This window comes from Shewanella sp. 10N.286.52.A9 (genome assembly GCF_041468985.1).
Lineage (GTDB): Bacteria > Pseudomonadota > Gammaproteobacteria > Enterobacterales > Shewanellaceae > Shewanella > Shewanella japonica.
The window spans coordinates 256,249-267,247 of record NZ_JBFRJQ010000002.1; the positions used below are offsets into that span (position 1 = coordinate 256,249).

Annotated in this window: 10 protein-coding genes; 9 read left to right on the top strand and 1 reads right to left on the bottom strand. The window is 37.1% G+C overall.

The features are described 5' to 3' along the window. Positions 1-82: 82 nt before the first annotated feature. Positions 83-961 carry a carboxylating nicotinate-nucleotide diphosphorylase gene (gene nadC / locus AB4128_RS02095; protein WP_065109608.1) on the top strand — a complete coding sequence of 293 codons (879 nt, stop codon included), beginning with the start codon at positions 83-85 and terminating at the stop codon, positions 959-961. Positions 962-2,099: 1,138 nt separating this feature from the next. Beyond that, complete coding sequence (locus AB4128_RS02100; RefSeq protein ID WP_372036583.1) at positions 2,100-2,465, top strand: type IV pilin protein; 366 nt, start codon at positions 2,100-2,102, stop codon at positions 2,463-2,465. 80 nt (positions 2,466-2,545) lie between these two features. On the opposite strand, the gene AB4128_RS02105 is transcribed toward AB4128_RS02100, so the two are convergent. After that, positions 2,546-3,901, bottom strand: coding sequence for an O-antigen ligase family protein (locus AB4128_RS02105; RefSeq protein ID WP_372036585.1), 1,356 nt, complete (start codon positions 3,899-3,901; stop codon positions 2,546-2,548). Positions 3,902-4,271: 370 nt separating this feature from the next. Here AB4128_RS02105 and pilB point away from each other — a divergent pair, with 370 nt between their 5' ends. From pilB to mutT, 7 genes are all read left to right on the top strand, one after another. Beyond that, entirely contained in the window at positions 4,272-5,981 is a 1,710-nt protein-coding gene (pilB, locus tag AB4128_RS02110; RefSeq protein ID WP_372036587.1) for a type IV-A pilus assembly ATPase PilB, read from the top strand. Between the two features lie 61 nt (positions 5,982-6,042). After that, positions 6,043-7,317: a type II secretion system F family protein gene (locus AB4128_RS02115; protein ID WP_372036589.1), complete on the top strand. Its 1,275-nt coding sequence runs from the start codon at positions 6,043-6,045 to the stop codon at positions 7,315-7,317. A gap of 26 nt (positions 7,318-7,343) precedes the next feature. Continuing rightward, positions 7,344-8,273 (top strand): A24 family peptidase, encoded by a 930-nt coding sequence (locus AB4128_RS02120; protein ID WP_372036591.1) that lies wholly within the window; start codon positions 7,344-7,346, stop codon positions 8,271-8,273. A 12-nt stretch (positions 8,274-8,285) separates the two neighbouring features. After that, positions 8,286-8,891 carry a dephospho-CoA kinase gene (gene coaE / locus AB4128_RS02125; protein ID WP_372036593.1) on the top strand — a complete coding sequence of 202 codons (606 nt, stop codon included), beginning with the start codon at positions 8,286-8,288 and terminating at the stop codon, positions 8,889-8,891. A gap of 9 nt (positions 8,892-8,900) precedes the next feature. Beyond that, positions 8,901-9,638 (top strand): cell division protein ZapD, encoded by a 738-nt coding sequence (zapD, locus tag AB4128_RS02130; protein ID WP_372036595.1) that lies wholly within the window; start codon positions 8,901-8,903, stop codon positions 9,636-9,638. A gap of 40 nt (positions 9,639-9,678) precedes the next feature. Then, positions 9,679-9,888, top strand: coding sequence for a DNA gyrase inhibitor YacG (gene yacG / locus AB4128_RS02135; RefSeq protein WP_372036597.1), 210 nt, complete (start codon positions 9,679-9,681; stop codon positions 9,886-9,888). A 16-nt stretch (positions 9,889-9,904) separates the two neighbouring features. Next, complete coding sequence (mutT, locus tag AB4128_RS02140; RefSeq protein WP_372036599.1) at positions 9,905-10,300, top strand: 8-oxo-dGTP diphosphatase MutT; 396 nt, start codon at positions 9,905-9,907, stop codon at positions 10,298-10,300. The last annotated feature ends 699 nt before the right edge of the window (positions 10,301-10,999 follow it).

The window sequence follows — 10,999 nt, forward strand, 5'->3', positions numbered from 1 at the left end:
CTCGCATACCTGTTTTATTATCAGTTGGATTTCATTATATATTGACCAACTTGATGCAGCTGTTATAGCAAGGACAAATCACATGATTGAAAATGACATCCGTCACGCAGTGAAAACCGCTCTTGATGAAGATCTAGGACACAATCCTTCTCATACTCCAAAAGACATGTTAGCTGCAGATATCACAGCACAACTTATTCCTGCTGAAAAGTATGCAGAAGCCGAACTTATCACCCGTGAAGAAGGTGTTTTTTGCGGTAAAGCTTGGGCAGAGCAAGTATTTAACCAACTTGGTGGCGAAGTCGCTTTACATTGGCATGTTGATGATGGTGACTTATTAGTTCCTAACCAAGTGCTATGTGAGCTTTCAGGGCCAGCTAGAGCAATCTTAACTGGCGAACGCACAGCAATGAACTTTATTCAAACGCTATCTGGTGTAGCGAGTTTAACCAAGCACTATGTCGACAAATTAGCAGGCACACACACTCGTCTGCTTGATACGCGTAAAACCATTCCAGGGCTTCGTACAGCACAAAAATACGCAGTCACCTGTGGTGGCGGTAAAAATCATCGCATCGGCTTATTCGATGCATTTTTAATAAAAGAAAATCATATTATGGCTTGCGGTAATATTGAGCTAGCTGTCAATGCAGCGAGAAAACTAGCGGCTGATAAACCCGTGGAAGTTGAAGTTGAGTCAATTAATGAGTTAACTCAAGCATTAGAAGCAGGCTCTGACATCATTATGCTTGATAATTTTGATGTCACTATGATGATTGAAGCAGTAGCACTAAATGAACAATTTAAGCAAAAAGGCTTTAATACTAAATTAGAAGTCTCTGGTAACGTCACTATCGACACCATCAGTGATTTTGCAAAAACTGGCGTTGATTTTATTTCTGTTGGCGCACTCACCAAACATGTTAAAGCGCTTGATTTATCATTACGTCTAAAATCATAAATATCGGCGAACTCGTTACTGATATAGAGTAGAAACACCGTTATTAGCATTTAGGTACTCATAACAAATGACATCAACAAAATAGCACAACTAACAGTTAAACCTTGATGTCTCTATGAAGCCTGCTTAAAGCAGGTTTTTTAATACATTGCTAGTGCTCCCAAAAAGTGCGAAATCAGCTTTCTCTAAAAACTTCAGCGATTCTTTTCACTTAGGGAGTGTGACTATGGTTATGGTTATGGTTATGGTTATGGTTATGGTTTCACGAGCACAAATAACATGTCTAAACATTGGCCCATCGATCTATATAAAGCCTTTATCTGATTCTCACTGAGACAATAATACTGCTATTTAGGCTATAAAATGAGCTATATTTACTGTCATTCCAACCTTTAATCTACTCATTGCTTTCTTATTTTAAGCGGGAGTTCATGCTTGTGATTTTAATTGAATTCCAGTTTCTCATAACACTTTGAGAGGTCTTACCATTATTAAAGCTTCATTTATATAGTACTTATTTCTATATATAAAGGCTGTTTAACAATGCCATAATTTTGACAAAACTAATCGACAGTCAATTATTATTCAAATCAAGCAAACATTGTCACAAGAATGTTACTTCCCGAGTCGTTTCAATGAAATAAAACCAGCAAAAAACGCTTTTTTCGCACTTTACGCCGATAAAGTATTCCCTTTTTAGTAACTTTATAATAACGTTCACTACAGACGAGTTAATGTTGAGACGCAAGCTTTAACAAATGACTTTTCAAAGTGTTACCTTGGTAACAATTGATTACTTTGATAAGTAATTTTTAAGCACTAACTCTCAACTGAACACTCCGTTAACAATGTAGCAAGTATGTTACACTGCTAATTGTGGTCAAAGGTAAAGTGGCGAATATTCAAACACTACTCTATCCTTTAACACTAATGTAACGATATGGCTTATGACTGGTTTCCCTGAGAAGCGAGTTATTTAGCTGTCTCGTAACTGCATTACCATTTTAATAAGAACACTAGTTTACTAATGTCGGAAGGATTGTGGTGATAGGACACCACTTAAAGTTATTAAGGGCCTTTAATAATTTTAAGTTTCAAGGATAAGAACAAGCCCGAAGCAATACAGAGAGAGACAAAAATGAAAAGCATTAACCAAATGAAAAACGCTAAGGGTTTTACTCTTATTGAATTAATGATCGTAGTAGCGATCATCGGTATTCTTGCAGCAATCGCATTGCCTGCTTACAAAGAATATGTTGAAAAAAGTAAAGTGAACTCATGTCTAGGTGAAGCTACTGCAGCCGTTAAAGCAAATGCTGCAGCAATCGTTGCTGAATTAGATACAATTCCAGGACATGTCGCTGTTGCATGCAATGCAGTAGTTACACTTCCTACTACCATTGCAGCTTTAAATACTGGAGGCACTTTAACTTTTGCTGCAAAAGATGGTGCTGGTAATATTACTTGTGATATAGCAACATCTTCATGTAAAGAAGGCACTTAATACTTTGTAAGTAATTAATGGAAAAGGGAGCTATGTAGCTCCTTTTTTATTTCTGGTTCAAATCATATAAAAATTTCGCACTAACCTATTAAACCATTCACCCATAATCTAGGAAATAAAGCAGGTAATAATTGCTCATGATGATAACTTGATAGAATTATCCCTGCCCCTGTCAACGTTGATATAAAAAGTATAACTGTTGTATTTTTTCTTACCTTGTAATATCCAGCCCCCCCTTCATGGCAAACTAAAGCGACTAAGAAAACCAACAATATTTGTGAGAATGGCATCACTATCACCCCGCTAAACAATGAGTAGATCAGTCCAGAAAAAATAGATAGTAAAAATGGTGTAGTCTTTTGAAAATATTCACATTTTAAGCCTTGTATTTTTCCCCGCAGAAAATAAAAAACTCCGAATACTATGACCGACCACGTAACAACTCCATATTCATAGAGAAGTTGAATTACCGAATTATGGGGATGAGCATTATAGAGTGGTTTACCTTCAGCCCACGCAAAACTCATTGGCCCAAATCCAAACCAAATATTATCAACGATACTTTTAACACTATAAAACCATAAATCAATACGACCAGAACTTCCCGTTCTTAATTGCAGGTTTTCCACATTCATTAACCAATTGGGGATAATTATAATCAAAATTAGCCAAAGCACGCCCCCAAAAAGGAATGCTTTTACACTTGTAAAAAATAATTTAAATCTCTTTTCCGAAGGTAAAAAATAACCTAATACACCCGTAGAGATGATTAAGGATAGGGCAGCTCCTCGAGCCTCTGATTGTAATAGTACAACCCAATGTAACGATATGATGATAATAGAGGCCAATTTATATCTCTTACACTCTGGATGAAAAAACGGCCAAAACAGTATAGGGATTATCATTACCTGTAACTGATTGAAAAAGCGAACATTGACATAACCGTAGACTAACTCATGAATATTAAAGCTTTTTGCATCAAAATAGAAAAAAACCAGAAACAACAAATACTTAACAAATGTGAATATAGAGAAAAATAAAAAATATAGATAAACCCCAAAATAGAGCTTATTTTTTTCAAGTGCTCTCATACAAATCACAAAAAAAGCAAAATATATTAATAACAAACCATTATATATTAGCTCTATTCCACTAAAAAATGGATTTTTACTCATAAAGGACGAGTACAAGCCTGCAAGTAAAATAATAGTTCCCAACAGCTTAATTTTTATTGGAACCTTCTTAAACTCAATACTCTTTACGAAAGTGAGTAATAGAGAGAAAAAACAAATACAAAAAATTACGATTAGTCGCTTAATATCATACTCATTACTAACACCAACTAATCGCGAAAAATTAATTGAGAAAAGAGTACCTAACAAGAAACCCGCCCCGCAAATAACTAACACAATTTTTGAATATGCTTTTGACTCCATATAAATCCCTAACTGATCACATACTGACATTTGAAAACTATATAAATAGCCTACCTCAAGCTTTAAGTGCTTACATTAAAAATAAATAAGTAAACTTGCTTATTGCTTGAAAGAAACTTTTATAACCTGCTTTTGCCTTTAACGTTAGATGGCATATCCTTCGAGTTAAACTCATACCTTTTGGTTAAGCATGAATGCAAAGCTGGCTAATTATTAAATCTCCTGTGGCATAAATCTTCATAGCTATAAATTGACCTAAAGAGTATAAGAGTTGTTTGCTAATTAAAACATATGCTTAGTTTTAATTGGCTTATATGATTAGTATTGTTATTATTAAGTATAATTAGTATACACCTCAAGGATCCGTTTCATGCCTTCAACTTCTCTACACTTAGGGTTGTCTGGTCTTTTTTTGAACAAAGGCTTATTAACTGAAGAGTTGTTGTCAACTGCGATATCAAAATCACGAAAAGATAAATCCTCATTAGTCACTACACTTGTGGCTGAAAAGTTTTTATCAGCTCGAGAAATTGCAGAGTTATGCTATGAAGAATATGGAACTCCACTTCTGGATTTAGCCGGATTCGACATCCAAAGTATTCCTGAAGAAATATTAAATAAGAAATTAATAAATAAACACAAATGCTTACCTTTATTCAAGCGCAGTAACAGGCTTTATATAGCAACGTCAGATCCCACAAATATTGTAGCTTTAGAGGATTTTCAATTCAGTCTAGGGTTACATGCTGAAGCTATATTAGTGGAAGATGACAAGCTTCAAATAATATTAGAGAAAATTGCAGAAGATGATATATCAGGTTTAGATCTTGCTGGTGCAGACGAAGAAGCATTAGCGAATATGGAAATAGCTGATACCGAACGTAATGAAAGTTCTGAAAATGAAGCAAGTGACGACGCGCCTATTGTCATCTATATAAATAAGATTCTTACTGATGCAATTCGCAAAGGTGCTTCAGATTTACATTTCGAGCCTTATGAAAAACGTTACCGTATTCGTTTTAGAATCGATGGTATCTTACATGAAGTTTCTGAGCCCCCAGTCAATCTTTCAAGCCGAATTTCTGCTCGCTTAAAAGTCATGTCGAAATTAGATATTGCTGAGCGTCGTGTTCCACAGGATGGCCGAATTAAGATGAAACTGTCACGTACGAAATCAATCGATTTTCGTGTCAGCACCCTGCCCACTATTTGGGGCGAAAAGATTGTAATGCGTATTTTAGACTCTTCTTCTGCGCAATTAGGTATTGAAAAACTCGGCTATGAAGATGATCAGCGCCTTCTATACGAAGAAATGCTCGCCAAACCACAAGGGATGATATTAGTAACAGGACCTACTGGTTCTGGTAAAACAGTCTCGTTATATACTGGTTTAAATATTCTTAATACAGAAGAACGAAACATTTCAACAGCTGAAGATCCAGTTGAAATTAACCTTGAAGGCGTTAACCAAGTTCACATCAATTTGAAAGCTGGGTTAACCTTTGCTTCAGCACTCAGATCATTTTTACGCCAAGATCCTGACGTTGTGATGGTCGGTGAGATTCGAGATTTAGAAACAGCAGAAATTGCTATTAAAGCAGCCCAAACCGGTCACTTGGTATTATCGACACTACATACAAACTCTGCAGCAGAGACGCTAACTCGCTTAATCAATATGGGCGTACCAGGTTATAACATTGCTAGCTCTGTGAATTTAATTATTGCTCAACGCCTTGCAAGACGTTTATGCCCTGAGTGCAAAACACCAGAAGATGTTCCAGTTGAAGAACTGCAACGACTTGGCTTTACTCAAGATATTATTGATACAGGCTTTACTGTTTATAAACCAGTCGGATGTGAGCACTGCTCTGGTGGTTATAAGGGCCGAGTCGGTATTTATGAAGTGATGAAAATGACAGATGAGATATCTAAGACGATTATGGAAGGTGGCAATTCCTTACAAATTGCTAGACAAGCTAAAATTAGTGGCATGAGAGACTTACGCTTATCAGGCTTGTTAAAAGTGACTCACGGTATTACCAGTATCGCTGAAGTTAATCGCGTTACCAGTTTTAATTAATTTAGTTATTAGTTAGAACTAAGCATTGATTGCACATAATAAATAGAAAAGGATTTGCTTTATGGCAACTGCATCGGCAAGAAGAAAGCCTAGTATCGATAAAAAGAAAAAAAACACCAAACTCCAGCCTAAAACTTTCACCTTTGAATGGAAGGGAATTAATCGTGATGGACTGAGGACATCAGGAGAGTTGCGAGGTGCTTCAATTGCCGAAATTAGAAGTGTTCTAAAAGCTCAAGGTGTTACACCTAAAGGCGTTAGAAAAAAATCTGCATCATTATTTAAATCTGAGAAAAAAATCAATGCAATGGATATTGCAATGATTACTAGGCAAATTGCAACCATGCTTTCCGCTGGCGTCCCCTTAGTCACGACAATAGAACTATTAGGCCGTGGTCATGAAAAAGCTAAGGTGAGAGAACTTCTAGCAGGAATCTTAACAGATGTTCAATCTGGAATTCCATTATCTGATGCGTTACGACCTCATCGATTATATTTTGATGACCTTTATGTCGATCTTGTCGCTGCGGGCGAACACTCAGGCTCATTAGATGCCGTTTTTGATAGAATAGCGACATACAGGGAAAAAGCTGAGGCATTAAAATCTAAAATTAAAAAAGCCATGTTTTACCCTGCTGCTGTAGTTGTTGTTGCCATAGCTGTGACTGTATTACTTCTTTTATTTGTAGTGCCTCAGTTTGAAAGTATTTTCGCTGGTTTTGGTGCCGAACTTCCAGCATTTACTCAAATCGTTGTAAACCTTTCTCGTTGGCTACAGTCTTCTTGGTACTATTTTGTTATTGCAATTGTAGCTTTAGTTTGGGGCTTCAAGAGAGCCCATAATACATCTCAAAGTTTTCGAGATAGAGTTGACGAGATAATTTTAAAAATACCAGCTATAGGAGAGATTTTACATAAAGGTGCCATGGCCCGTTTTGCAAGGACTCTAGCTACTACATTTTCAGCAGGTGTTCCCTTAATAGATGGCCTTGAGTCTGCTGCTGGCGCTTCCGGTAATGCCGTTTATAAAAAAGCATTATTAAAAGTACGCCAAGAAGTCATGTCTGGTATGCAAATGAATGTAGCAATGCGAACCACTGGTATCTTCCCTGATATGCTAATACAAATGGTAATGATCGGTGAAGAGTCTGGTGGGTTAGATGATATGCTCAACAAAGTAGCAAATATTTACGAAATGCAGGTAGATGATGCGGTAGATGGCTTATCAAGCTTAATTGAACCAATAATGATGGTCGTGATTGGTACTCTAGTAGGTGGATTAATTGTGGCAATGTATTTACCGATATTCCAGATGGGTAACATTGTTGGTGGATAATAATGAGAATATAGAAGAAAAATAAAATGAATGAATTCCTAATGACTTTTGTTGAGTCAATGACCCAATCACCTTGGCTCTTTATGTCAATTAGCTTTATCTTTGCTGCCACCATTGGCAGCTTTTTAAACGTCGTCATCCACCGCTTTCCAGTGATGATGAAACGTGAATGGCAAAGTGAATGTAACTTTTATTTATCAGAATACCACCCAGACATCGTCAAAGAAGTCGGTGAAAAACGTTTAAATAAGCCAATAGACAAATACCCCCTAAAATATAACTTAGTTGTACCTGGCTCAGCCTGCCCGAAATGCAAAAGTAATATCAAACCTTGGCATAATTTACCTATCTTAGGTTGGATTTTACTAAAAGGTAAATGTGCTAATTGTAAAGCAGCAATTAGCGCTAGATACCCTCTATTTGAATTAATAACAGGCATTTTAGTTGCGGTGCTTGCTTGGCACTTTGGACCTACCTGGCAGTTTCTATTTGCATCAATACTGACGTTTATACTGATAGCACTAACAGGTATTGACCTAGATGAAATGCTACTACCGGATCAGTTAACCTTACCTTTATTGTGGCTTGGCTTGCTTATTAATCTTAAAGGTATCTATGCAAGCCCTACTGATGCCATTGTAGGTGCAGCTGCTGGTTATTTAAGTCTTTGGTCTGTGTTTTGGTTGTTCAAGCTAGTTACAGGCAAAGAAGGCATGGGTTATGGCGATTTCAAATTGTTAGCCGTGTTTGGTGCTTGGTTAGGCTGGCAATTTTTACCGCTTATCATCCTCCTATCTTCGTTAGTAGGAGCCATTGTCGGTATTACGATGATGTTATTGAAAAATTTATCGAGAGAAAACCCGATTCCATTTGGCCCATACATAGCGGTAGCAGGCTGGATTGCATTAGTCTGGGGACAAGATATTATCAATTGGTACCTTGGAACCTTATATTAATTAGAGCGCAATATGTCTAAATATATCGTCGGACTTACAGGTGGAATAGGTTCAGGTAAAACCACAATTGCAAATCAATTTGCTGAATTAGGAATTGAACTTGTAGATGCGGATATTATCGCAAGGAAAGTCGTTGAAAAAGGAAGCGATGGACTCAAAAAAATCGTTCTTCGTCACGGCCAAAAACTATTGCAGCCTTCAGGAGAGCTCGATCGAGCAGCGTTAAGAGAAATTGTATTTGATAATGAGGAAGAACGGCTTTGGTTAAATAACCTACTACACCCAATGATCCGCAACGCAATGCTCCTAGCGGTAGAAAATGCTAAATCAGCCTATGTAATTATGATTGTTCCCTTGCTATTTGAGAATGGGTTAGATAGTTTAGTCAATACGACTTTAGTGGTGGATATTCCACCACATGAACAAATAGCCAGAACAGCAAAACGAGACGGGGTCGAATCAGCTCAAGTTGAACGTATTATAGCCAGCCAAATAGACCGAAATACGAGACTTTCTAAAGCAGATAACGTTATTGAGAATACTCAATCTCCCGAGGCATTACGAGACACTGTTCAGTTATTACATTTGAGATATTTAGCCCAAGCATCTTCAGCATAGATAATAACAATGAATAACGATCTGATTTATGAGCAACCATTAAATGAAAAAACGCGTAGTTACCTAAGACTCGAATATTTAGCAGTTCAGCTTAACAGTCATGTCAATGATGACCAGCAGCACCACTGTTTCTACCCTCTTTTTTCGCTTGCTGAACTAACAGATCGTTGTGATTACCGTTCTGATATTCTTAAAGACATCGATAAGCAGCTAATTGTGTTAACAAAATGGCATGCTTTACCTCATGTTGATAAACAACAAATACAATCAATAATTGACCAACTTCAAGCAGCAAAAGCTCCGCTGCAAAGTAACGACCGTATCGGCTGTAAGTTAAAGCAAGATAGGTTTATATCCGCTTTAAAGCAGCGTTTTGGTATGCCTGGAGCATGTTGCAATTTTGATTTACCTCAACTACATTTTTGGCTTTCAAAGCCTTGGCATGAAAGACAAAAAGATTTAAAAGCATGGATAGCAAATTTTGAACCTATTTTGAAACCTATTACATTATTGCTAGAACTAACTCGAAGTACTGCTGAATTTAGAACCTCAGAGGCAGAACAAGGCTTCTATCAAGGAACCAGTCCACAAACCTTGTCACTTATTAGAGTAAAACTATCACAATCTCAAGGTTGTTACCCTACCATCAGCGGTCATAAAAGCCGGTTTGCCATTCACTTTGTTAATTTTGATTCTCAAAAGCATACCGACAAACAAATTAAATTCAAACTAGCTACTTGCCAATAAATTCTTTAGGATCTCACTGTATTAGTTAGAGAGATGAATTATGCCAATTTCAGTTAAATGCCCGATTTGCCAAGAAAATGTTCAATGGAACAGTAAGTCTAAATTTAAGCCATTTTGTAGTGAACGCTGTAAAATGATTGATTTAGGAGATTGGGCTAGTGAAAAACATGCTATTCCAGTGAAGCCAGAGTTTGATCACGAAACATTAGATACAGAAGGATTCGATGAAGGTGACTTCTTCAAGTATTAACCTACCGGAAGTAATAATGAAAAGAATTCATGTCGCCGTTGGCGTTATCATTAATAATGAACAAAAAATATTATTAGCAAAGCGTCACTCACACCTCCATCAAGGTGGTAAATGGGAATTTCCTGGCGGTAAGGTGGAAAACAATGAGACGGTCACACAAGCGTTAATTAGAGAGCTTAAAGAAGAAGTAAACCTCGATGTTTATACTTCGATTTCATTTTTGGAGATAGCACATAATTACCCTGATAAACATGTACTACTGGATATACATTTAGTCAAAGACTTTGATGGGTTCGGAGAAGGTCTTGAAAATCAAGAGATCAAATGGGTAGAAGTCTCAGCCTTGCCACAATATGAATTTCCTGAAGCCAATATACCCATCATAAAGAAACTATTGAGCGAAATAATATAAACCACACAGGCTGGTGCTAATTACATTAGCTTTAATTTAGTTTAAACATTTAAGCGTAACCAACCGCATTAGCATGGCTAGTTTTACAACTTTTTGCTGCAAATGACAAATACGCATGATAATGACATGCTTGCACACTTACACTATCTGTTACGCCAGTCTAGATACTTAAGAATTAAACTTCAAAGGCCCGTTACATGAGTAACGGGCTATCTACTCTCTCAAAAGAGAAATTAGGCGCTTGGCAATGGCCTACTTTCACATGGGCATATCGTCCATACTGTCTTTCGCTACAAAATTCACTTAACAAACAGACACAAAAAAGCCCGTTACGTCAGTAACGGGCTACCTGCTCTCTTAAAAGAGAAACTAGGCGCTTGGCAATGACCTACTTTTTCATGGGCATATCAATCACACTATCAGCTGTTGACGTGTCTAAACTTGAGCTTTAGCTTTGTTTCTGAACATGTATATCTTAAATTACAGACACAAAAAAGCCCGTTACGTGAGTAACGGGCTATTAGCTCTCTTAAAAGAGAAATTAGGCGCTTGGCAATGACCTACTTTCACATGGGCATATCGTCCACACTGTCTTTCGCTGTACTAAATTTTGACTAACTATGCACGAAAAAAGCCCTGACTATTAAGTCAGGGCTTTCTCGACTCTCTTAAAAGAGAAATTAGGCGCTTGGCGATGAC

Coding starts and splice junctions, on each gene's coding strand:
- nadC (WP_065109608.1), top strand. CDS start 83: ATGATTGAAAATGACATCCGTCACGCAGTGAAAACCGCTCTTGATGAA.
- AB4128_RS02100 (WP_372036583.1), top strand. CDS start 2,100: ATGAAAAGCATTAACCAAATGAAAAACGCTAAGGGTTTTACTCTTATT.
- AB4128_RS02105 (WP_372036585.1), bottom strand. CDS start 3,901: ATGGAGTCAAAAGCATATTCAAAAATTGTGTTAGTTATTTGCGGGGCG.
- pilB (WP_372036587.1), top strand. CDS start 4,272: ATGCCTTCAACTTCTCTACACTTAGGGTTGTCTGGTCTTTTTTTGAAC.
- AB4128_RS02115 (WP_372036589.1), top strand. CDS start 6,043: ATGGCAACTGCATCGGCAAGAAGAAAGCCTAGTATCGATAAAAAGAAA.
- AB4128_RS02120 (WP_372036591.1), top strand. CDS start 7,344: ATGAATGAATTCCTAATGACTTTTGTTGAGTCAATGACCCAATCACCT.
- coaE (WP_372036593.1), top strand. CDS start 8,286: ATGTCTAAATATATCGTCGGACTTACAGGTGGAATAGGTTCAGGTAAA.
- zapD (WP_372036595.1), top strand. CDS start 8,901: ATGAATAACGATCTGATTTATGAGCAACCATTAAATGAAAAAACGCGT.
- yacG (WP_372036597.1), top strand. CDS start 9,679: ATGCCAATTTCAGTTAAATGCCCGATTTGCCAAGAAAATGTTCAATGG.
- mutT (WP_372036599.1), top strand. CDS start 9,905: ATGAAAAGAATTCATGTCGCCGTTGGCGTTATCATTAATAATGAACAA.